We start from the raw sequence: 21,616 nt of genomic DNA, 5'->3' as shown, positions 1-21,616 counted from the left end.
GCAGTAAAAAAGGAAGACACTTTTATAATGGGCAAAAAAATGGAAAACGTGACAAAATACTAGAGGTTAGAACACTCCGGTTCCAATTCCACAGACCTTTGCGAACGGACAGATCGAGCAGTCTTCTTCTGTGTACGGCTTTAAAGGAGGCTCTCCTTTAACTGCCTTCGTTATCTCCTTGGCCTTTTCCATATCCTCTTCATCACCCTCAAGGACGAGTGTTACGCTTCCTTCTGCACCTCCAGCTCCTCCAGAGGCTATGGGGATTGCATCAACATTAGCTAGGATTTCATAGGCCTCTACTTCTGTAACTGGAATGGCATGTGGGATTGGAACTAACGCAGCATAGAGTCCTGTTCCCCAATCAAAAGAATAAATGCCTGTAAGTTTGGCACTAACCTCAACTGGTGTAGGAGTGAACTTTTCAAGGCTTATTGGGGTTATCGTGATGACTCCTTTTGTTATTGTCCATCCAAAGGTTCTTCCTATTGTTCCACCATCAGGAGCGGCTGCAAAAACAGCTACATTCCAGTTTTGATCTATGGCATTTGCTCCTTTTATATATACATCGTCAGGGCCCATCTCTTTTAGAGCCTCTAAGGGTTCACCTTCGTACGGTTTTCCTTTATAAAGGACGAGATGTTTTGGCCACGTCTTTTTTGCTGTTACACATGTTCTTCCTTTGCTTATTGTTCCAACAGTCCACTTTTCTTTTTCGATTTTTTCTCTTAAAATCTCCTCTGCCACATATGCAGCAGTTGTGCCAGTGGCAATATAAACAAAACCGTTTTCAAGAGCATGTTGTACTTCTTCAAGTGCTACAATGGCTTTGGCAATTAAGCGTTTGCTTTCACTTGGGGTAAGGGTTACAAGGGCTCTTTGCATGAAATCACCTCATTAAATTTTGTATTTTAACCTTATTAAAATTGTGGAAAAGAAGTTAGAGAGAATCTATAACAGCTCTAACGTCCTCAAGAGGTTCTTTAATTACATCCACGATTTCATTTGTTGTTTTTATAGCGATGTATACACTTTCATCTTTTTCATAAAGCAGTACTGGGCAGGGAGCAAATGAACCTATCTCGTATTCTGCCTTCGTCATCTCGTAGAACTTCTTTGGATTGCAAACATAAAGAATCTTGTATGGCTCCATATCAACGCCGAGCTTGGCCTTCACGACGTCGCTTGGAGTAAACTCAAGAACGACTTTGTAGCCCTTCTTTTCAAGTTCTGCCTTCAGTTTTTCTTCGGCATCCTTTAGAGACATTTCAACCTTTCTTCTGTATCTAAACATTCTACGACCTCCTTAAAGTTTTGCGAGCTCTTCGAATATCCTACTCCAGAGCTTGAGCGGTGTAAGCTCGGTGAGCATTAGAAGTCCGAAAAGAATAATCACAATTCCTAAGATTTTCTCCCATCTGGCTTTTTTACCTTCGTTGAGGCTGATCTTGCCCGAAAGGAACTTTTTGTTTATCCACTCTGCCAGATCTTTTGAACTTAGAAGCAGATAAATTGTGAGACCAATTCCCAATCCGTAAACGCTCATTATTATTATCCCCTTTAAGATGCTCCCACTGAGGGCTGCTGTAATAACTGCAAACCCGACGTATGGAGCTATACATCCAATCCAAGTAACCCCAAGTGCAGAACCCAACAGGAAGTCGTAAATGTGTCCATTTTTTGAGTAAACTCTCTCCGAGGGATGAGGTATGAAGCTGGTAAACTTTTGATTGATGGTGTCACTTATCAAAGAAGCTCCAACGAAGATGAATCCGAGACCGCCTATAAAATAGAGAGCTCCTCTAATCTGGACAATGTAAGAGCCCAAGACGCCAGCCAAAGCCCCGAGTAAAGAGAAAGACATCACAAGACCCACTATAATAACCTCAACTCTTCTTTTTGCAAAAAGGAGTGAAAAAGTTCCCACTATAAGGGGAAGGACGCAGGGAGAAAATACGCTCAGAATTCCAGCCGAGAAGATTGAGAGGAGAAGGACGAGAGATATATTGGAAGAGTTTTCTTTTTCTTCTTTTGGTTTCTCATCCCCGATGCTATTTTGCACGAAAAACTCAAGGCCTTGTGGGTTTAACGCCCCAACAGCTATGCTTTTTAGAATCTTTTCCCCATTTTCAACTTTGAATATTACCATTGTCGGTGTGCCGGGAACGCCGACGTTTACAACTTCCCCTCTCTCCTTTGGTCTGTAATAACCAGTGTTATCTGGTTGGATGACGAGAACTTCACCATAAACTCTGTATCTGAGATTTGTGAGCCCTCGTACTCTATACACGTCGATGGTTATCAAGTTAATGCCTTTCAGAACTTCCCTGGCCTTTTCAGTGGGAAAAACGTTGTTCTTCATATAAGTACAGGCTGGGCAGGTTTCCGAATGGTAAAAGACTAGGAAATATTCTCCTTCGTGAGCTGAAAGCAATTCTTCGAGTTCTTCCTCGTTTGAAGGATTGTAAAACTTTAGTTCTCCGTAAGTCATGGCATTTGCACTTACCAGATTTGTAAAGATCACAAGTGCAACAAGGAATATGATGGCTTTTTTCACGTTCCCACCCATAAAAAATGGAAAAATAAATTAAAAGGCTTTTTTTGAAGAATTTTTCACTAAAAAGTCATTGGTACGTAGCCTTTTTCTAAGTGCTCTGCTATGGTTTTTCCCACATATTCCACTTTTGTGTATTTTTGGAGGGAGGTTTCAAAACCTTCAAGCTCCGCTATCCGTTTGCACGCTAGTGGAACCTTTCCCAGCTCTCTGAGTTTCTCGATCCATGGTACAAATCGTTCATCTCCATTTGCGACTGCCTTTTCTATCGGGCCGAAGAGTATCACCTCAACGTCCTGAGTCCATCCGTTCTTTATTGCATTGGTAGCCCACATAAAACCTACAAGAGCTTTTTCATCCGCGCTCGATATTATAATCAGAGCTTTTACCATTTTTAACCCTCCAGGGCTTTAAGGAAATCTTCAAAACTTTTTACAGAGATCTCTTTTTCTCCAGCTATGACATTTATATTCCCGCATTCGTATTTCGCGCAGAGCTCTATGCATTCCTCGACGCTCACGTTAAAGTTTCTCTCTTTAAGTCTTTTAACAATGTCCTCGAGTCTTTCTCCTGCACAGAATTTACAAACTTTAGCGTCCATTTCCATCCCCATTTCCTTTAATGAGAGTGAAGTTATGGCTCTTACTATTTACAAAATGGAAAAATTTCTTGGATAGATATTTAATATTTGCGACTTCCTTTGCTTTGGGCTAACTCTAAATCCAACAAGGACTTTTTAAACATAATAAAACAAAAATAAATTTGATGATAACCATGCCCACGATAATAATTGAGGGACTGAAGGCCGATGTGGAAACCAAAAGAGAGCTCGTGAAGAAAATAACGGAGGTCGTCAGGGAAGTCTACAAGATACACCACGTGACCGTGATAATCCACGAGAACGAGCTTGAGAATGTGGGCGTTGATGGGGAACTTCTCTCGGATGCGATAGCTAAGAGAAAAGGCTGATTTGAACTCTCTTTTCTTTTTGGCTTTATTGACAATTGAATAAAAGGGCTAAGCGGAGCCGTGAAAAACCCGTTTCAACGCTTTTACCTTCAACCTTCCCCAGGTGAACCCGGTAAGTGCTGCTACCATATTGCCCATCACGATGCCAATCCACACTCCTCTGAGGCCGAAGGAAGTGTAGTGTACGAACAGGTAAGCAAAGCCGACTTGCATGATGAGAGTTCTGAAGATGGTTAAAACGAGCGACTTCTCACCCTCTCCTATACCTTGGAACATCGCCGAGGTCATCATACCGAATGGCGTTAGAACTAGGAATATGGGGAGCGTTCTAAGGGCAGAGATCAGCTCGGGCTTTATCACCTGGGCGGCCTCGGAATACGTGAAGAGATATGCCACCTGCGGAGCGAAGACCATTATGAATGCGATCACCCCGAGCTCTATCATGAAAGCAAGCTTTATGGCGTAGAGGTAAGCTGTTTCGAGCTTCTCGATATTCCTCTCTCCATAAGCCGCTCCGGTGACGGCGGTCGTTGCAGTGGCCATTCCCAGTATCGGGACTATCCCGAGCATCGTGACGCGCCAGGCACTCGTGAAGACGGCAACGCCGTTTTCCCCGCCAGCCATTATCGCAACGCGGTTGAGGAAGAACATAGCTATGGACATGGAGAGCTGGGAGAGCGATGCTGGAAGGCCGACGCGCAGTATGTCCCTGAGGATTTTTCGGCTCGGCGAGAAGTCCCTGAGCGTTATGTCCACGTAGGTGTCCCTCTTGACGAAGAGCCAGTAGGCGATGAAGAGGGCAGTAACCATCATCGAAAGCAGGGTCGCGTAAGCCGCACCAACGACGCCGAAGCCAAGGGTGTAGATGAATATTGGGTCTAGGATCATGTTGAGGCCCGAACCGAGCACCATCGCGAGCATTGCCCTATTTGCATCCCCTTCTCCCCTCAGGATGCCGTTTCCGACGTTGCTGAAGACGGCCACGAAGGCCCCTATGAGGAGCACCCTTGCATAAGCTATGGCCAGATCAACGGCCTCACCTCTGGCACCCATTGACATGAATAGTGAATCTATCGTGGGGAGCATGGTGAGCGGTATGGCCACGCCGAGAATCACCGAGAGAATGATGGCGTGCACGGCGACGTTGTCGGCCCCTTCCTTGTCCCTGGCCCCTATCCTCCTCGCTATTGCGGAGCTCGCACCTACACCAAGTCCTGCAGCGAGTGCTATAATTCCCATGAAGACCGGGAAGAAGAGTCCCACAGCGGCCAGAGCGTTGGGGCCGAGGCCGGAAACCCATATTCCATCAACGAGATTGTATATTGTCTGCACAGACATTCCTATCATCATTGGGATTGAGAGCTTGACTATGGCCTTTTTCGGGTCGCCTCTTAAAATCTGCACACCCTTTGTCATCTTTTCGCTCATCTGCTCACCTCCAGTCCGTCTATTGCCTTTTTAAGGAGAGATAGGAACTCGGATTTTTCTTTGCTCGTCATTTGGGCAAACATCTTTTCCTCAAGCTCCTTTCCAGCTTCCTCAATAGCCTTTAGCACCTCAAGGCCCTTATCCGTTAGCTCAACGATATATGCCTTTCCCCTGCGTTCTCTTTTCACAATTCCCTTTCTCTCAAGGGAAGAAAGCACCTTTGAAGCCGTTGATTTGGAGACGTTCATCTCTTTTAGGAGGTCTTTCTGAGTTTTTGCACTCTTCAGGTGCACTAGGGCTTTGAACTCAAGGAACGTAACTCCTAACTCCTCGAGCCTCTCCTCAAAGGCCTTTCTCATGACCCAGTAGAGTTCCGATATGAGGTCGCATGCCTTTTCACTCTTTGCGGGCATAGTTTCAATTGAAACTTTGACTTTAAAATTTTTCTCAGAAACACATATTAACCATAAGGATGATTTTAGTTGGGGATATTCATGAAAACGCTCGTTGTATTCTATTCACGGAGTGGAACCACAAAAAGAGTCGCCCAAGAGATTGCTAAAGCTCTTAACGCCGATGTTGATGAGGTAATAGATAAAAAGTCCCGAAGAGGCATTCTTGGCTTTCTGAGGGCCGGCTACGATGCAACAAGAGGTAAAACAACGGAAATAGAGTTTGAGAAGGACCCTTCCGAGTATGACTTCGTGATAATCGGGACTTCTGTCTGGAACGGAAGAGTAACTCCCGCCATAAGGACTTACTTGCTCCAGAACAAAGATAAGATTAAAAACGCTGCCTTTTTCTGCACGTGTGAGGGAAGGGCGGGAAAATGCCTTGAGCAGATGGAAGAGCTTTTGGAAAAGAAGCCCGTCCTCAAGAAGATCTTAATGAGGAAAAAGCTCGATGAGGGAATAAAAGAGCTCATGGAGGAACTGGAGACCTGATTACAATTACTTGCGTCTTTACACCAATACCGAACATCTATCGTGCCGGAAACTGGGTTTACCCTCTGCAGATTATTACGGAAAACTCGCGACGGATATGGTATAAGTGCTGCAAAAATGGAAAAGAGCTCACGGCGAGAAGACCCCCGCGAACACTATCCATGCAAGGAGGGTCTTCGCGACCAGGCTCAGGGTTATGTAGACCTTTTCGCCGTGGAGGTAGTCCTTCCACTTTCCAACGCGTTTGTACTGCAGGTACATGTTCAACGGGAAAATGTTGAACAGGATGAAGTAGATGAAGAATATCAGGTAGACGAACGTTGGGGGCTTTGCCTCGGCCACTGAAACGGCGGCGAAGAAGTAAGCGAACAGGACTATCCACGGCACTATCCCGGATATCCAGCCGATGATGAACGGCGACCAGTTGGTCTTCTCCGTGTACTGGTTGAGGAGCTCCATCAAGTAACCGAGGAGCATCGTCACCGCGTTGAGCGTGAATATCATAACCAGCGACCAGAAGTCCACGACACCGATGAAGAGGGCAATCAGCACTATCATCACGGAGCTGGAGAGGGTGTACTCATACCAGCGGTAGGGGTTCATGCCCTTTTTCAGGTTCTCCACGTATTTATCGAACTTCGGGCCGGCCACCGTGAAGTGCGCTACCGCGGACATCAGCGGGAAGAGGGCCACCAGCACACCCAGGTACTTCAGGGTGAAGAACACCCGAGGTTCAGGGTAGATGTTGAAAGCCAGCTTTCCGCCTTCCCTTATGATCTCGTACTTCAGGTAGAATGTGTAAACCGAGCGCTCCCACTCCAGCAGGAAGCCCAAGGCCAGCATTGAAACGCCGGTTATGGCGTGTAGTATGCCGGCTATAATGTTCATTCTCCTTAATCGCTTAAAAACAGCTTCTTCATTTTCTCCCGAGTCCATAAACTCACCTCAACCAATAAAATCGTGGTGATGGTATTTAGGGTTTTTGGCCGGGGTTATGCGCGAAGAAGTCGCCCAGCTCGAAGACGGCGAAGCTCTCTTGTTGAAGGAACTCGACATTTCATGCCATGGGTTTTAGGAGCATCAGGTAGTGGTACTCAGCTCCCGATATTTTACTAGTTCGAAATTTTTGACCAGTCGGAGGATGCCCCAGGGAAGGTCTCTCCTCTGCCGAAAGTCCAAAAAGCATCGCTTGGGACTGAAGCGATGAATTTTAATCACCCATTTTTATTGTGACTTTTTCTTTTTCAAGCCTTGCCCTTTAGGGTAGGGAGGCACCCCTAGGAATCATGCAACCTTTAGTTTCCAAAATCCTTTTTATCCCACCCTACCAAGTTCACAGTGGTGGTGTACGTGGATGTAAAGATGGACTTTTCAAGGCACTTCCCGATCATAGGAATCGAGGGGCAGAGAAAGCTAAGCGAGAGTACCGTCACAGTGGTTGGAGCCGGCGCGCTGGGTAGTTGGGAGGTCTACTTTCTCCACAAGCTTGGAGTGGGGAAGATAATCGTTGTGGATAGGGATTTTGTAGATGAGAGCGACCTTCCAAGGACGATATACACCAAAGAAGATGTGGGAAAGCCAAAGGTCGAGGCTCTAAAGGAGAGGTTTGGAGTCATTGGGCACTTTGAGGATCTGAACCCATCAACAGTTAATCTTCTCGACGAAGCCGATCTGATAATAGACGGGACAGACAACATATACACGAGGCAAGTCATAAACGACTATGCCGTAAAGAATAACAAACCATGGATTTATGTGGGAGTTTTGAGTACATATGGCAATATAATGCCGATAATTCCTAGAAAAACAGCCTGTTTTAGGTGTCTTATGCCGAAACTTCCTGAAAGGCCAATGCCAACCTGTGCCGTCGCTGGGATAATGAGTTATGTTCCTTCGTTAGCTACTTCTATAGCAGTTGGCCTTGCTGCAAAAATCCTTTTGGGAGAAGAAATTAAAAGCGAGTTAATATTCTTTGATACGAAAACACTTGAGTTCGAGAGAGTTGAAGTTCCTAGAAGAGAAGAATGTCCAGCTTGTGTAAAAAGGGAATTTACATTTTTGGAAAAGCGGATAAAGATAGAAAGGCTTTGCGACGGCTCGATTCAGATAACACCCCCAGAGCCTATGAACATAAACCTCGATGAATTCGCAGAGAGGCTTGAAAAGCTTGGCATTGAATATCTAAAAACTTCTCAGTTTATTCAGTTTGAAGATGAGGATTACGAGATATTGGTCTTCAAAAGCGGGAGGATGGTAGTTAGAGGGGCTGAGGAGGAAAGAGAAGCAAAGAACCTATTTGCAAGATACTTGGGTGGTTGACGTGATAATAGTAAGATACGGTGAGATAGCGATAAAACGAGGTAAGAGAAGGGAATTTGAGAGAAAGCTGGCCGAGAACATCGAGAAAATTCTAAAAAGAAAAGGCATAACGGGAAAAGTGAAAGTAATAAGAGGGCGGATTCTCGTTGACGCCCCCGACAAAGCGGCCTGGATAATAGCCAAAGTCCCCGGAGTAGTTTCGGTATCCCCTGCGAGGGTCATGAGTTATGATGAAGCCCCCGGGTACCTCAGAGAGGCTCTTAAAAAGTTTAATCCAAGAAGCTTTAGGGTTGAAACTCAAAGACTAGATAAGACTTTTCTCAAGACTTCCGTTGAGGTCAATAGAGAGGTGGGGGCGTTCATTGCGAAGGAATTCGGTTGGAAAGTTGACTTAGAAAATCCGGAACTTACCGTGGGCATAGAGATAATCAACGGAAAGGCCTACGTGTTCTTTGAGAAGATCGAAGGAGTTGGTGGACTGCCCGTAGGGACGCAAGGAAAGGTTGTTGCTCTCTTGAGCGGAGGCATAGATTCACCGGTTGCAGCTTTTCTAATGTTGAAAAGGGGAGCTGAAGTAATAGCGGTTCACTTTGACCAAGGAAAAAATGCAAGGAAGGTAGTTGAGAAGGTCGTGGAAATCCTCAGCGATTATTCCCCCGAGCCGATAGAGCTCATAGTGGAGAATCATTTTGAAGTTCTCAAACCCTACGTGATTACGTTGAACAAGCTTAACAGAAGGGAGTGGACATGTGTTGTATGTAAGGTTGCTATGCTTAGGAGAGCAGCAGAGGTAGCAAAGGAGAACGGGGCCCTTGGAATAGTAACGGGAGACTCTCTCGGTCAAGTTGCTTCTCAAACTTTAACAAACCTATACTTTGAGACTATTACTGTGGATTTTCCAGTTCATAGACCCCTCTTGGGTTTTGATAAAGAAGAGATAGTCTCTATAGCCAGAAAAATAAAAACTTATGATGCCTTTTTGGAGTATCCCTACTGTGATTGTCCTTTCAGGCCTGAGAGAGTTGTAACACAAGGAAAATTAGAAGAGTTTGAGAGGATAAGAACTGAACTGAAAAAAGAGGGCGTAATTTGAACTAAAGACTTAAATAGTTTTAAAATCAAAATAGGAGTGGTGGTAGTTATGTTGAGTGAAAAAATGCTTAAGGCTCTAAATGAGCAACTAAACAAAGAGATATATTCTGCATACCTGTACTTTGCCATGGCTGGATATTTCGATGATTTAAACCTTGAAGGTTTTGCCAACTGGATGAAGGCTCAGGCCGAAGAAGAGGTAGGCCATGCATTGAGGTTTTATAACTACATTTACGACAGGAACGGAAGAGTGGAACTTAGCGAGATTCCAAAACCCCCAAAAGAATGGGGAAGCCCAATAGAGGCGTTTGAAGCAGCGTATGAACATGAAAAGTTCATAAGTAAATCAATACACGAGCTCGCCGTTTTAGCTGAGGAAGAAAAAGATTATCCAACAAGAGCATTTTTGGAGTGGTTCATCAACGAGCAGGTCGAGGAAGAGGCAAGTGTGAAAAAGGTACTCGATAAACTTAAATTTGCCAAGGGTAGCCCACAGATAGTGTTCATGCTTGATAGTGAACTAGGCACGAGGACTCCAAAGCTCCCGTCTCTTCTAATGCAGGGAGAATGATTTCGCTTCATGTTTTTCCTTGTTTTCAAACTTTTATTTTTGAGTTTTGAGTAAAGTGTTTGGATCTCTTGTTATGTGAGTTCTCATTACCCACTATTGGGTAGAAAACTTTTAAAAGGGTTTTCTCTTACACAAAAATGTACCGATAATGGACGGTGATGGTCATGTTGAAAGTTGAAAATCTAAAAGTAAAAGCAGAGGACAAGGAAATTCTCAAAGATATTAATCTTATCGTTGATGATGGAGAGCTTCACGTTGTAATGGGTCCTAACGGGAGCGGGAAATCAACATTAGCCTTAACGATAGCTGGTCATCCCAAGTATCAAGTGATAGATGGGAGAATTATTTTTGATGTAGAGGATATAACTAACTTGCCTCCTGAGGAAAGGGTTAGAAGAGGTGTTTTCTTGAGTTTTCAACATCCTGTTGAAGTAGAGGGAGTGAAGGTTATTCAATTCTTGCAAAGAGTATTGAAGAATCTCAAAAACCTTGATGAAATTCAAGCTTATGAAATTATTTTTGCTGCAGTTCAGGAACTTGGTTTGGATGATTCAATACTCACACGATTCTTAAATGTTGGATTTTCTGGGGGAGAAAGGAAAAAGTTGGAAATGCTACAAGCCTATCTTGTGAAACCAAAACTTCTTATTCTTGATGAACCCGATAGTGGAGTTGATGTTGATTCTCTGAAGATGATAGCCAGCGTTATAAACAAACTTCATGAAGGGGGCACTTCAATTCTCCTGATAACCCACTACGGAAGGATTTTGGAACACCTCAAGCCCAACAGGGTGCACGTCATAAAGGAAGGAAAGATAGTTGCTTCCGGCGGTGTTGAACTGGTAAAGATAATAGAGGAAAAGGGGTTTGCGGCGGTGGAGGCAGTATGAGTGATCAATCAAAGCTTGAGGAGATCTTGAAGGCTGGTTCTCTTGAAGAGATACTCGGCACCGCCGTTCCATATCCAAAGGAGATAGAACTGAAGGGAAAGATAAGCAGGGATACTGTGGAGGAGCTTTCAAGGATAAAGAAAGAGCCTGAGTGGATGCTCAGACACAGGTTAAGGGCGTTAGAGGTTTTCGAGAAGCTTCCAATGCCAAAGTGGGTCGTCGGTATTGAAGAGCTCGACTTAGACAATCTAATCCTTTACACAAAGCCTGAGCTCCAGAAGGAAGTGAAAGACTGGGACGACCTGCCCGAGAACATCAGAAAGACCTTTGAAAGGCTGAACATCCCCGAGATAGAGAAGAAGTTCCTCTCTGGACTGACAGCAGTATTTGATAGTGAGAGCGTTTATTCCCAGCTCAAGGAAGAGTTCGAGAAGAAGGGTATCATAATGCTCCCGATGGAAGAAGCTGTGAAGAAATACCCCGACCTAGTTAAGAAATACTTTGGAAAAGTCTTTCCCCCGGGAGAGCACAAGTTTTCAGCTTTGCACCACGCCTTATGGAGTGGGGGAGCGTTCGTATACATACCGAAGGGAGTTAGAGTCCCATTCCCGATTGAGGCGTTCTTTGTCATAGGTTCCGCCCTAGAGGGACAATTCGAGCATACTCTTCTTGTGGCAGATGAAGGGAGTTATGTTCACTTTATAGAGGGCTGTTCGGCTCCAATGTATAAGGGTTTCTCCTTCCACGACGGAATGGTCGAGATATATGCCCACAAAAACGCCACGGTAAAGTTCACCACGATACAGAACTGGAGTCGCAACGTGATAAACTTCAACAACAAGCGGGCCATTATAGAGGATAATGCCTACGTAGAGTGGATTGAAGGAAGTATTGGGAGCATGATAACATATACGTATCCTTCCAGCGTTCTAAAAGGTGATTACTCGAGAACTGCTCAGTATGTTGTCTCACTTAGCAATGGCCCATTTATGAAAGATACTGGTGCAAAAAGTTTTCATGTAGGCAAGAATACCAGTTCAAAGATAGTCTCCAAGAGCATAAGCGCCAACGGAGGAATAAACATCTACCGCGGTCTCGTTAGGATAGCCAGGGGTGCTGAGAACTCAACAGCGACGGTTTCCTGTGACTCACTAATTCTCGACGGGGAGAGCAGGGCCTACACATACCCGCACAACCAGAACGACGAGCCGAGCGCGAGCATAATCCACGAGGCAACCACCGGAAAGCTCAGCGAGGACAAGCTCTTCTACCTCAATGCCAGGGGAATAAAGGAGGAGGAAGCTAAGAGCCTCATAGTGCTCGGCTTCATAAGTGAAATCCTCGAAGGACTGCCCTTCGAGTACGTCGAGGTGCTCAAGAAGGTCATAGAGCTTGAGTTCAGCGAGGTTGGGGGTGTTGGCTAATGCGCTCTGATGAGTTCTCTAACGAGCACGTTCCTTCAATCACTAAGGAGGCACTTGAGGAGCTCACTTACCAGAAGTACGGCGACAGCCCTACGATTAAGAGCTATACAAAGTGGAAGCTCTTCGAAGAGAACTCGCCCCTCAGGCTTCCGACCGAGGCAAAGGCAGGAGAAGTTAGAATCAAAGCCAACGTGCTTTTGTCTGGAAGCGGGACGAAGTTTGACCTTCCTAAGGGTGTTGAGCTGAGCGAGGGGACTCTGGGGCTTTCCCAACCAGAGGAGTCAAGGATACTCGGCTTCCACTTCTACGTCCTCAAGAGAGCCTACCGGTTGAGGATCACTGAGGACTTGGTAGAGCCGCTTGTTATAGTCTCCCACCTCTCGGAGAAGGTATTCATAAGCCACCACATCAACATCGAGGCCGAGAACGTCAAGGTCCCGATAATAATCTACGACATGACCGAAGAAGGAGTAAAATCCTTTGTTATTGAGCTCAAGGCAAGAAAGGCCGAGCTTGAGTTACTTACTGTCGGAAAACACAAAAGCTTGTCGCATTACCTCTTGAGAGCGAGCCTTGGAGGAGGGACAAGAGTCAAAGCTTTCACCATTATCAGCGGAGGTAAAATGAGCCACCATCGCGAGGACTACTCCCTCGAGGGAAAGGGAAGCGAGCTCGTACTGAGAGGGATGCCAATAGGCATAGGCTCGGCTGTTGACTACCTTACCAATGTCCTTCAGTACGGGGAAAGGACTGTGGGCGAGACGAGAGTTCATGGTTTCGCCTACCAGAACGGTTGGACTGTCCACAGGGGTGTTGCAAAGGTCTTTGAAGGGGCCAGGGGCTCTTCGAGCGAGGTCAGCTCCCACGTTATTACCATGGACAAGGGCTCCCTTGGCGTCAGTGTGCCTATGCTTGAGGTTGATACCGGAGATATCGAGGCCGCGTCGCACTCTTCGAGCGTTTCTCAGTTCGACGAGGACGCTCTCTTCTACCTCCGTGCCCGCGGACTGACGAGGAAAGAAGCGCTGAGCCTCTTTGTGCACGGCATCGGGGAGGCTTTAAGCGACCACCTTGAGAAATTAAGGTCAAAGGCAAGGAGCAGTGTAAGAGGGCTCACTGAAGGGCTGTTGTGAGCGGAGTGTTTTCTATTTCATTTCTATTATCCGGTTCCCCGGACCCATTTGTAGGAACTGGCGGATTTTTTAAACTTGAAAAGTACAGAGTTCCGAGGACAGTTTACCTCCCCGTCACTAGCGAGGGGTTAACTCGTTGGAACCCTCGCCGTTCACGGCGGGGAGGAGGTCAGTTATGGGCAGAGCAAAAGTGAAATGGGGGTTAAACTCGCTCCGTCTCTTCCCTAAGCTTTTCTCTCACCTCATCTCTTATCGGCTTCAGCGCCTTAGCGTACTTCTCAAGTGCTCTCAAAAGCCGTTCTACCCTTTCTTTGTACTTCTTGTCTTTCAGTTCTTCGTCTTCGAACAGGTCGTCAACGTTGTAGAAGAGGACCTGCCCGACGGGGAGCATTTTGTAGTTCAAGGCCGCGAGCCTTAGCTCCTGGAGGAGTCTCATCCCACCGGTGACGACAGACACGGTGACAATTCCCACCGGCAGGGCCTCGTACTCGTCGTAGATTGTGTCGAGGAGGATCTTCAGCTCCCCCGGATAGCTCCCGTTGTATTCGGGGGCGACTATGATGAGGGAATCTGCCTCGATTATCTTTTTCCTGTACCTCTCCATCTCGGGCGTTATCTTCCAGCGGTGCGTGTATGCTAAGAGGTAGTCCTTTACGTCTATCAGTTCGGTTTTCAGATCGAGTTCTTGGGCTTTTCTGACGATGTAGTTTGCGACTTTCTCGCTTTTCCTACTTTCCCTTGCCGTCCCGAGAATCACCTTAAGCTTCATGTTATCACCGGTGAAATTTTGACTCTCTGGACTTTAAATTTATGGCTTCGAAGTGGAAAGTTTTGAATCTCGAAATTTTTCATTTTGTTAGGACAACCTTTTTAAATTAGGTTAACCTAATTAATATCGAGGTGAAAATCATGGTGATGGTTGGAGAAACGGTTCCAGACTTCGAAGCCAATGCCTACTTCCCGGAGAAGGACGAGATAGGAAAGCTCAGGTTCTCGGACTACAGGGGCAAGTGGGTCATCCTCGCCTTCTATCCGGCAGACTTTACCTTCGTCTGCCCGACGGAGCTTGAGGAGCTGGCAAAGTATTACGAGGAGTTCAAGAAGGAGGGGGCCGAAATAATCAGCGTTTCAACGGACACAGCCTACGTCCATAAGGCCTGGCACGACACTTCACCCTCGATAAAGAAGATAAAGTACCCGATGCTCGCCGACCCGGCCGGGAAGATAAGTCGCCTGTTCGGCACCTACATCGAAGACGAGGGCGTTTCGTGGAGGGCGACCTTCATCATAGACCCGGACGGAAAGGTTGTCAGCATGCACATCCACGACAACAGCATAGGGAGGAGTGCGAAGGAAATCCTGAGGATGCTCAGGGCTTCAAAGTACGTTCGCGAGCACCCCGGTCAGGTCTGCCCGGCCAGCTGGGAGCCCGGTAAGGAGACTCTTAAGGTCAGCCTCGATCTGGTAGGAAAGATTTGACCGTTTTTTCCATTTTGTAAATTTTTCCACGGCATTTCTGCCACGATTTGTCCAATATCCCCGTTTCTTTTCACAGTTTTGGGAAATTGGATGGAAATTCATATTGTAGAGGTGCAAAATTCGAACCTTGCTGGATTGGCAGATGGTATACCCCGTTTGAAGCATCGTAACTTCCCTGCAAATTCCTCAAAATTTCAATTTGGCAAAGGTAAAACTCATAAGTCCTCCTACAAATATTAGGTTGGCCTAAAAGATTGGGGGTGAATCCATGAACGTTGGAGCTTTCCTCATAACCTTTAGAGAGGCCCTTGAGGCGGCCATAATAGTGGCGATAATAATTGTGTACCTCAGACGCACGGGCAGAGAGAAGCAGATTAAAGACGTATGGACTGGAGTCGGGCTTTCGGTGCTTGTGAGCATAGTCCTTGGAGCGGTGATTCTTAAGCTCTACGGAGGCCTGGCTGAAAAGGAGCTCTTCGAGGGCATAGCCTCCTACCTAGCTGTAATAGTGCTCACGAGCATGATTTACTGGATGGCCACCAAGGGGAAAAACCTCAAAGCAGAGATAGAAAGAAAAGTAGGCGAAGCGATAAGTTCTATCGCTTTGATAGTCTTTACCTTCGTAGTGGTCTTCAGGGAGGGTCTTGAAACGGTGCTATTCCTAACCCCTTTTGCAACTCAAGACTTAGGAGGCACTTTGGCAGGTCTCTTATTGGGCTCGATAAGTGCTCTGATCCTCGCGTATCTAATCTATGGTGTCGGAATGCGCATAAACTTAAGGACGTTCTTTTACTACAGCTCGATCCTGCTGGTGTTAGTTGCGGCAGGGCTGGCGGGCTACGGCACCCACGAACTCATAGAATGGGCTGAAGAAGAGGGCATGCACCTCGGCTTCATTGAGGAACCGGCCTATGACCTCGGCATACCCAAGGACAGCGTATTCCATCACAAAGGCGCAATAGGCTCGATCTTCGCGGTGCTTTTCGGTTACTCCGTGAAGATGGAGTGGGGAAGAGTCCTAGTCCAGTTCGGCTACCTCCTAGTTGCCCTTTATCTCGTGCTGAGGGCGTATAAGAAAGAACCTTCATTGGCTCCTCAGAGCTCTAGGTTGAAGAGCAAGAGCTGAGTCCTTCTTTTACCCATTTTTGTCCAGCAACGTATAAAAAGGTGAATTTCGATTCAGATTTGGTGAGAAAAATGAACCACAAAGAGTTTAAGAAGATAGCACTCGTCGGAGCTACTAAGAATTCGACCAAGTACGGCAACATAATCCTGAAAGACCTCATCAACAAGGGCTTTGAGGTTCTTCCCGTCAACCCGAACTACGACGAAATAGAGGGGCTGAAGTGTTACAGGAGCGTTAAAGAAATTCCAAAAGAGGTTGATGTGATAGTTTTTGTTCTCCCTCCCAAAGTTGGCATTCAGGTGGCGAAGGAAGCTGTTGAGGCCGGGTTTAAAAAACTCTGGTTCCAGCCGGGAGCGGAGAGCGAGGAGATAAGAGAGTTCCTGGAGAAGGCTGGAGTTGAGTACAGCTTCGGCAGGTGCATAATGGTGGAAACCGGCGACAGGAAGATGTTCCTGGAGGTGTGAGGGTGTTCTACTACGTGAGAAAATTTGAAGAAGACTTGGACTTCGTATGGGAGCGCTTCAAGAAGAGGCTTGAGGAGGAGGGCTTTCTCCTCATAGGGGAAAGAATTCCAGTGGCAATCGTGGAGAGGGAAGATGGAATAGTTGCGGACTACCACCTCCTTTTCATATGCGACAAGGAACTCGTGGCGGAGCTTGTAAAAATAGACCCCAACATTGGGGCTTTGTTTCCGTGCACAGGCTTCGGTTATAGGCGCGAGGATGGAAACTACCTCGGCGTCACATTGCCGAGTGTGGCCTGGAAAATAGCGGGGGAGAGAGTGGTGGAACTAATGAGGCCCATGGAGGAGAGGGTGATAAAAATAATAAAGACCCTTTAGTCTCATGAGTTTTCAATATTTAAAGATTCTTCATTCCAATTTTTCCATTTTGTAAAGAATAAGTCCCATAAAAGTCCCATTCCAAGATGATTTTGGTGATGCCAATGGTAAAGGCGGTTTTGAAGATACCAAACATGAGCTGTAAGCACTGCGTCATGAGGATAACTAAGGCCATCGAGCGCGTTGGAGCGAAGGGCGAGGTCACCCTCGAAGAAAAGAAGGCGGTAGTTGAGTTTGACCCCGGAAAGGTCACCTTGGATGATATTATCAACGCGATAAAGCGCTACGGCTACGAGGTTGAGATAGGTGAAGGGGGCTGTTGAGGAATTTAACTTTTCTTTTTCCTAATCTTAAGCTTTTTTCTAACCTTTCATAAAGCAACTCCTTTCAAAACAGACGTTTTCAAAGATATCTTGTCATACTTTTTGATTGGTGCTACTCTGCTCAAAATGATGCAACTTTGTATTACTCTTATATTTTTCGTGTGAAATACGTTTATAACTCCCTCTTTTGTATTCTTTCCCATGACGCATCACTACGGCTATGTGAGCGCAGTTTTAGCAGCTTTCCTCTTTGGAATAAGCTCAACGCTGAATAAAATCGCCCTTAGAGATGTCCATCCAATGGTGGTAGCAGGGAGCGTTTATCTGACCGCAGGGATAGTGTTGATGCTTCTTAGATTCACCCCGGTCAAAGAGAGAATCCTCAAAAAGTTTGAATCTGGCGTTAAAACTCAAGAATCCTTTTCAGGGCGGGATATCGTGATACTAGCTTTTGTGGTTCTGTTCGGCTCCTTTCTGGGACCTCTCTCGTTCATGTTCGGTCTGAACAACACGACGGCCGTTAATGCGTCTTTGCTTCTCAACACCGAAACGTTATTCACGGTTTTAATAGCCCTTTTAGTCTTTAAGGAAAAAGCATCGCGGAGAAGTGGAATTGGAATTCTCCTAATCCTAATCGGGACCGTTGTTATCTCCACGGAAAACTTCAGGGAAGTAGAGCTTAGTAAGGGCCTCCTCGGGAATATCTTGATACTCCTGGCGGGCCTTTCTTGGGCCATAGACAACAACTTGAGCAAGCTGCTGAGCGTTAAGAGGGATCTGTTCTTAGTAACCTCGCTGAAGGGACTGTTTGGGGGAGCTGCATTGTTAATTCTGGCATCTCTGGTTGAGGTTTCTCTCCATGTCCCGCTTCAGAGCATTCCCTACGTGTTCACGGTCGGTGCCTTCAGCATAGGCTTTTCCCTCGTGCTGTTTCTGTTCGCTTTGAGGGAGATCGGAGCAATGAAAACGGGGGCAATTTTTTCAACCTCTTCCTTAGTGGGTGCCATTTTTGCTTTTTTGGTTCTCGGGGAGAGCTTCACGACAGTTAAGGCATTTTTCGGCGTTTTGATGTTCATTGGGGTGTATATATTGTCTCTGGAATAATTGTTTCATAGCGTTCCAGACGTGGTATGTCAATCAGAACCCACTATCTTGATCACCTGAACCCAAATTTTAAACATCGTTCCTGCAAAACATCATTAATTAATGGAAGAGTCATTCCATTCTGAGAAAATTCACCAAGAAAATTTTTGATGTTGCAATAATAAACCCTATATCCTTTACCACTAAGTAGTATTTGAGGCAATCAAAATGATGTTTGAAAGTTTAGGACGAGAGATTCTGGCCCATGCTGGAGATGGAGAATGGGGGTGGCATCACATGATGGGATTTGGCTGGTTTGGGTGGTTCGGAGCAATCCTCATGCTCCTGTTCTGGGGTGCGATAATAGCGGGAGTGGCGTGGTTCATTAGGTGGATACTCGACCAGAGTTCAGGCAGTACATCGAAAAAGAGAGCGCTTGAGATACTTGACGAGAAATACGCAAGGGGTGAAATAGACGACGATGAGTACGAGAGAAGAAAAAGGAAGCTCTTAGGGGGCTGAAGGCTCTCTTTTTGAATTTATTTTGTTGCTACAATCAGCCTCACAATATCAAAGAATAGGTTCTCAACTTTCTCTATCTTAAAGCCGGCTTTTTCAATGTTCTTTTGAGTTTCTCTGAGTAGCGACGTGCCAAGCAGCGTTTTTATGAACGGCTCCATGAGGTAAAGGGGGACGTTTAAAAGCTTTGACTGGCTTTTCATATGTTCTAAAAATATTGTCCTGCCTCCAGGCTTTAAGACCCTGTAGGCCTCTTTCAGCCCTTTAACTGGGTCGGGAACGGTGCAGAACACAAAAGTGCTGACTACGGTATCAAAAGTGTTGTCATCAAATTCCATATTTTGGGTATCCATCAGAAGGAGCTTAACGTTTTTCAAACCGAGCTCTTTTCTCTTCTCCTCGGCCTTTTCGAGCATCCCACTGCTGAAGTCTATACCAACCACCTCAACATCGGGAGGATAGTAGAGCAGGTTCTTTCCGGTTCCAACACCTATTTCGAGAACTTTGCCCTTAACCAGGCTCAACGCTTTCTTTCGGTACTTTGAAAACGCCATCATTTCCATTGGGCTCTCGAAGATGTCATAAATTTTTGAAAATTTATCATATCTTTTTGCTGGGTTCATGATTTTCACCTATTTATTATATTTATGAAATTCAATTAAACTTACTCTTCCATTCCAACAAAGAATCAGTTTTTTAGTTGCCATATTGAAAATAATAACCCTAATTAACATCCCCCTTTATATAATATTTGGATAACAGGAGGTGATTTAAGATGGAGTGGAAATCACTGCTAATTGGATTCATAATTGGAGTAATCATCGCGATCCCCTACAGTCTGGCTCATTCGGGGGCACCTGACCAGAGTGAAAGGGATAGTCTTTGGAACGGATTTGGGCCAATGACGGGTCATATACAGGGTGGAATGATGGTTCACGGCATGATGGATGACGAGATGTATCAGGAAACGGAAGAGCACATGGCCAGCGGCGACTTCGCCGAAATGCACGAGGAGATGAAAAAAGGTATGGAGCCAATAATGGAGAAGTATATGGGCGAAGGCTGGAAAGAGATGCACGAGACCTGCGAGAGGTATATGGGGATTGAAGAGGAGGAAGAAAATGAATGAATTCCATAATTCTTTTCATTTATGTTTTTAAGGGGCTGATATTATGAGGAAATCCCTCTTTTTTGGAGTTTTACTTTTGTTTTTGCTATTTTTATCATACTATTTTTCTTTAACTCCTAAGGAAGGAGATGTTTTTACTGGTTATTTAGTAGAAGGTAAAGTCCTTAATGTCCAAAAAGCGCTGGTTTTGGCAGATACAGACTGCATACCAAATAATGATTATACAAAGCTCACCTGCACTGCAATAATCAATGCTAACGGGGAGATTTTGAAGGTACGCTACACACATCCCATAGAGGTACCATGCCTTTCCAAGGGGGATAACGTTAATATATCTATGAAAAACAATTCAACAGTGAAAATCATCCGTACAAGCAGGCCTTCAATGGAGCATTGATTGCTCATGATTAGGTGATAACAATGAAAAAGGTCTTTACTCTATTCTTGTTTGCTCTGATGGCTAAAAATGCTCTCGCTGAGCCTATCTCTGAGTTCACGGAGTTTACAGGGTTGACGACACTTTCAGTGATAGCTCTTGGAATCTTAAATGCATTGAGACCATCTATCTTCCTGATGATAGTGTTCCTTCTCTCAATGATAGCCTTAGTTGATGAAAATAGAGTCCTCAAAGTTGGATTTTCATTTACAGCGGGTGCTTTTCTTGGATACAGTGTTATAGCCTCTGCTTTGATGAGTCTCCACGGAAAATTTTTGTTCTTGAGACATTTTGTTGTGGCTTTTGGAATTGCAGTAGGACTATATAAGATACTCTCTTCCCTCGGATACGTAAAGATATCTACAAGCAATCCATTAAGAGAAAAAAGCAACAGGATTCTCGAAAAGGCTACTTCACCAGCAAGTGCCTTCTTAGTTGGAGGTGTAATGTCATTTCTATCCCTCTCATGTGTTCTACCTTCATATCTTTTAGTAACGTCTCTGTTATCTGATGGGTTCTCCTTTAGTATTAGAGCTGCCCTTTTAGGCATGTTTGTTGGGATATCCGTCCTTCCTCTGGCTTTAGTGACCTTAGGCTTTCACTATGGGAATAAATACGGTAAGCTTAGTGGAGCAGTTAATAAGCTTTCAAAAATGAGTGGACGGGGAGATCTGGCGATGGGTCTTGTCTTAGTGCTCGTGAGCGTGCTCTACTTTGTCTTCTTCTTTTAGCTTGAACTTTTCTATGTTCTCCCTTGTCCTCTTGAACTCTCTCAGGCACGTTGGACAGCAGAAGAAGTAGACTTTGTTGTGATATTTGTGGACTATCGGCTCTCCAATTATCTCTTTTCCACAGTAATCACACTTGAAGGGCACCTTTATTTTGGGCTTGAGTCTCTTTTCCCTGCCCTCAAGGATCGGCATTACCTCAATGACCTCAACACTGGTTTCTTCAATAACTCGTTTGAGGTCTTCCATACTATTCACGGCGACCTTTATGAGGTACTTAGTGCTCGTGAAGCGGTTTATTTCAATTATTTCCTCAAGCTCGTCCATTTTTTCCGGTTTTTCTGTCTTAACTATCAGTGCCACAACATTGTGTGCCCTCAGGAGCTCGGGGTTAAGCTTTATTGTGTATCCCCGGATAACGCCTTCCTTTTCGAGCTTCTCCAGTCGGGATTTGACGGTTGGCCTGCTGATGCCGAGCCTTTCAGCAAGCTCCGATATGCTGAGCCTCGCGTTGTCCAGCAAGAGGTATATGAGCTTCAGGTCCAGATCATCCAGCTTGGTCATGTTAACACACCTTCATCTGGATGTTGTTTATCAAAATATAAAAAATATTCGGTTAAAATTTGCA

Annotated in this window: 29 protein-coding genes; 18 read left to right on the top strand and 11 right to left on the bottom strand. The window is 45.4% G+C overall.

From position 1 onward, the window contains the following. Positions 1-66: 66 nt before the first annotated feature. From TSIB_RS08450 to TSIB_RS08430, 5 genes are read right to left on the bottom strand one after another with little or no spacing between them, the layout of a single operon-like run. Positions 67-885 (bottom strand): sugar phosphate isomerase family, encoded by an 819-nt coding sequence (locus tag TSIB_RS08450; protein WP_015850001.1) that lies wholly within the window; start codon positions 883-885, stop codon positions 67-69. Positions 886-940: 55 nt separating this feature from the next. Beyond that, positions 941-1,294, bottom strand: a complete 354-nt coding sequence (locus TSIB_RS08445; RefSeq protein ID WP_015850000.1) for a DUF302 domain-containing protein — start codon at positions 1,292-1,294, stop codon at positions 941-943. A 12-nt stretch (positions 1,295-1,306) separates the two neighbouring features. Beyond that, positions 1,307-2,557: an urease accessory protein UreH domain-containing protein gene (locus TSIB_RS08440; protein ID WP_048160557.1), complete on the bottom strand. Its 1,251-nt coding sequence runs from the start codon at positions 2,555-2,557 to the stop codon at positions 1,307-1,309. A gap of 59 nt (positions 2,558-2,616) precedes the next feature. Beyond that, entirely contained in the window at positions 2,617-2,946 is a 330-nt protein-coding gene (locus TSIB_RS08435; RefSeq protein WP_015849998.1) for a hypothetical protein, read from the bottom strand. 2 nt (positions 2,947-2,948) lie between these two features. Continuing rightward, positions 2,949-3,155, bottom strand: a complete 207-nt coding sequence (locus tag TSIB_RS08430) for a hypothetical protein (RefSeq protein WP_048160556.1) — start codon at positions 3,153-3,155, stop codon at positions 2,949-2,951. A gap of 164 nt (positions 3,156-3,319) precedes the next feature. On the opposite strand from TSIB_RS08430, the gene dmpI reads away from it, so the two are divergent. After that, on the top strand, positions 3,320-3,523 hold the full coding sequence (gene dmpI / locus TSIB_RS08425) for a 4-oxalocrotonate tautomerase DmpI (protein ID WP_015849996.1): 204 nt from the start codon (positions 3,320-3,322) through the stop codon (positions 3,521-3,523). Between the two features lie 48 nt (positions 3,524-3,571). Here dmpI and TSIB_RS08420 read toward each other — a convergent pair whose 3' ends face one another. Next, entirely contained in the window at positions 3,572-4,951 is a 1,380-nt protein-coding gene (locus TSIB_RS08420) for an MATE family efflux transporter (RefSeq protein ID WP_015849995.1), read from the bottom strand. Then, on the bottom strand, positions 4,948-5,364 hold the full coding sequence (locus tag TSIB_RS08415; protein WP_015849994.1) for a MarR family winged helix-turn-helix transcriptional regulator: 417 nt from the start codon (positions 5,362-5,364) through the stop codon (positions 4,948-4,950). Before TSIB_RS08415 ends, TSIB_RS08420 begins: the two co-directional genes overlap by 4 nt. An 81-nt stretch (positions 5,365-5,445) precedes the next feature. On the opposite strand from TSIB_RS08415, the gene TSIB_RS08410 reads away from it, so the two are divergent. After that, on the top strand, positions 5,446-5,895 hold the full coding sequence (locus tag TSIB_RS08410) for a flavodoxin family protein (RefSeq protein WP_015849993.1): 450 nt from the start codon (positions 5,446-5,448) through the stop codon (positions 5,893-5,895). A gap of 129 nt (positions 5,896-6,024) precedes the next feature. Here the strand turns inward: TSIB_RS08410 and heR are convergent, their stop codons facing one another. Further along, positions 6,025-6,831 (bottom strand): heliorhodopsin HeR, encoded by an 807-nt coding sequence (gene heR, locus TSIB_RS08405; protein WP_015849992.1) that lies wholly within the window; start codon positions 6,829-6,831, stop codon positions 6,025-6,027. A 426-nt stretch (positions 6,832-7,257) separates the two neighbouring features. On the opposite strand from heR, the gene TSIB_RS08400 reads away from it, so the two are divergent. From TSIB_RS08400 to TSIB_RS08375, 6 genes are all read left to right on the top strand, one after another. Next, positions 7,258-8,214, top strand: a complete 957-nt coding sequence (locus TSIB_RS08400) for a ThiF family adenylyltransferase (RefSeq protein WP_048160925.1) — start codon at positions 7,258-7,260, stop codon at positions 8,212-8,214. Position 8,215: 1 nt separating this feature from the next. Next, positions 8,216-9,307 carry a tRNA uracil 4-sulfurtransferase ThiI gene (gene thiI / locus TSIB_RS08395; RefSeq protein ID WP_048160554.1) on the top strand — a complete coding sequence of 364 codons (1,092 nt, stop codon included), beginning with the start codon at positions 8,216-8,218 and terminating at the stop codon, positions 9,305-9,307. A 48-nt stretch (positions 9,308-9,355) separates the two neighbouring features. Continuing rightward, entirely contained in the window at positions 9,356-9,877 is a 522-nt protein-coding gene (locus tag TSIB_RS08390) for a ferritin (RefSeq protein ID WP_015849989.1), read from the top strand. Positions 9,878-10,041: 164 nt separating this feature from the next. Continuing rightward, positions 10,042-10,767, top strand: a complete 726-nt coding sequence (gene sufC, locus TSIB_RS08385) for a Fe-S cluster assembly ATPase SufC (protein ID WP_048160552.1) — start codon at positions 10,042-10,044, stop codon at positions 10,765-10,767. Next, positions 10,764-12,191 carry a Fe-S cluster assembly protein SufB gene (sufB, locus tag TSIB_RS08380; RefSeq protein WP_015849987.1) on the top strand — a complete coding sequence of 476 codons (1,428 nt, stop codon included), beginning with the start codon at positions 10,764-10,766 and terminating at the stop codon, positions 12,189-12,191. Before sufC ends, sufB begins: the two co-directional genes overlap by 4 nt. After that, the gene (locus TSIB_RS08375; RefSeq protein ID WP_015849986.1) at positions 12,191-13,324 is read left to right on the top strand and encodes a SufD family Fe-S cluster assembly protein; all 1,134 of its coding nucleotides are present in this window, start codon (positions 12,191-12,193) and stop codon (positions 13,322-13,324) included. Before sufB ends, TSIB_RS08375 begins: the two co-directional genes overlap by 1 nt. A 202-nt stretch (positions 13,325-13,526) precedes the next feature. On the opposite strand, the gene TSIB_RS08370 is transcribed toward TSIB_RS08375, so the two are convergent. Next, a complete protein-coding gene (locus TSIB_RS08370) occupies positions 13,527-14,093 on the bottom strand; it encodes an NADPH-dependent FMN reductase (RefSeq protein ID WP_015849985.1) in 567 nt (188 codons plus the stop codon). A gap of 140 nt (positions 14,094-14,233) precedes the next feature. Between TSIB_RS08370 and TSIB_RS08365 the strand changes: the two genes are divergently transcribed. The 7 genes from TSIB_RS08365 (at position 14,234) to TSIB_RS08335 (ending at position 18,698) form a co-directional block, all read left to right on the top strand. Continuing rightward, positions 14,234-14,803 (top strand): peroxiredoxin, encoded by a 570-nt coding sequence (locus TSIB_RS08365; RefSeq protein WP_048160550.1) that lies wholly within the window; start codon positions 14,234-14,236, stop codon positions 14,801-14,803. Positions 14,804-15,071: 268 nt separating this feature from the next. After that, the gene (locus tag TSIB_RS08360; protein WP_015849983.1) at positions 15,072-15,929 is read left to right on the top strand and encodes an FTR1 family iron permease; all 858 of its coding nucleotides are present in this window, start codon (positions 15,072-15,074) and stop codon (positions 15,927-15,929) included. A gap of 71 nt (positions 15,930-16,000) precedes the next feature. Next, complete coding sequence (locus tag TSIB_RS08355) at positions 16,001-16,393, top strand: CoA-binding protein (protein ID WP_048160548.1); 393 nt, start codon at positions 16,001-16,003, stop codon at positions 16,391-16,393. Between the two features lie 2 nt (positions 16,394-16,395). Next, positions 16,396-16,770, top strand: coding sequence for a DUF302 domain-containing protein (locus tag TSIB_RS08350; RefSeq protein ID WP_015849981.1), 375 nt, complete (start codon positions 16,396-16,398; stop codon positions 16,768-16,770). A gap of 104 nt (positions 16,771-16,874) precedes the next feature. Further along, complete coding sequence (locus TSIB_RS08345; RefSeq protein ID WP_048160546.1) at positions 16,875-17,093, top strand: heavy-metal-associated domain-containing protein; 219 nt, start codon at positions 16,875-16,877, stop codon at positions 17,091-17,093. 201 nt (positions 17,094-17,294) lie between these two features. Beyond that, complete coding sequence (locus tag TSIB_RS08340; protein ID WP_015849978.1) at positions 17,295-18,197, top strand: DMT family transporter; 903 nt, start codon at positions 17,295-17,297, stop codon at positions 18,195-18,197. Positions 18,198-18,404: 207 nt separating this feature from the next. After that, the gene (locus TSIB_RS08335; RefSeq protein ID WP_015849977.1) at positions 18,405-18,698 is read left to right on the top strand and encodes an SHOCT domain-containing protein; all 294 of its coding nucleotides are present in this window, start codon (positions 18,405-18,407) and stop codon (positions 18,696-18,698) included. Positions 18,699-18,715: 17 nt separating this feature from the next. On the opposite strand, the gene TSIB_RS08330 is transcribed toward TSIB_RS08335, so the two are convergent. After that, a complete protein-coding gene (locus tag TSIB_RS08330) occupies positions 18,716-19,318 on the bottom strand; it encodes a class I SAM-dependent methyltransferase (RefSeq protein WP_048160545.1) in 603 nt (200 codons plus the stop codon). A gap of 152 nt (positions 19,319-19,470) precedes the next feature. Between TSIB_RS08330 and TSIB_RS08325 the strand changes: the two genes are divergently transcribed. From TSIB_RS08325 to TSIB_RS08315, 3 genes are read left to right on the top strand one after another with little or no spacing between them, the layout of a single operon-like run. Continuing rightward, the gene (locus TSIB_RS08325; RefSeq protein ID WP_015849975.1) at positions 19,471-19,824 is read left to right on the top strand and encodes a hypothetical protein; all 354 of its coding nucleotides are present in this window, start codon (positions 19,471-19,473) and stop codon (positions 19,822-19,824) included. A 43-nt stretch (positions 19,825-19,867) separates the two neighbouring features. Continuing rightward, positions 19,868-20,221, top strand: a complete 354-nt coding sequence (locus tag TSIB_RS08320) for a hypothetical protein (protein ID WP_015849974.1) — start codon at positions 19,868-19,870, stop codon at positions 20,219-20,221. Positions 20,222-20,244: 23 nt separating this feature from the next. Then, a complete protein-coding gene (locus TSIB_RS08315; protein WP_148206186.1) occupies positions 20,245-20,991 on the top strand; it encodes a cytochrome C biogenesis protein in 747 nt (248 codons plus the stop codon). Here TSIB_RS08315 and TSIB_RS08310 read toward each other — a convergent pair. After that, positions 20,950-21,552, bottom strand: a complete 603-nt coding sequence (locus TSIB_RS08310) for a TRASH domain-containing protein (RefSeq protein WP_015849972.1) — start codon at positions 21,550-21,552, stop codon at positions 20,950-20,952. The genes TSIB_RS08315 and TSIB_RS08310 overlap by 42 nt on opposite strands. Positions 21,553-21,616 lie beyond the last annotated feature (64 nt).

It is taken from the genome of Thermococcus sibiricus MM 739 (assembly GCF_000022545.1).
GTDB lineage: Archaea > Methanobacteriota_B > Thermococci > Thermococcales > Thermococcaceae > Thermococcus_A > Thermococcus_A sibiricus.
This window is presented reverse-complemented; position numbering and strand designations above follow the sequence as displayed.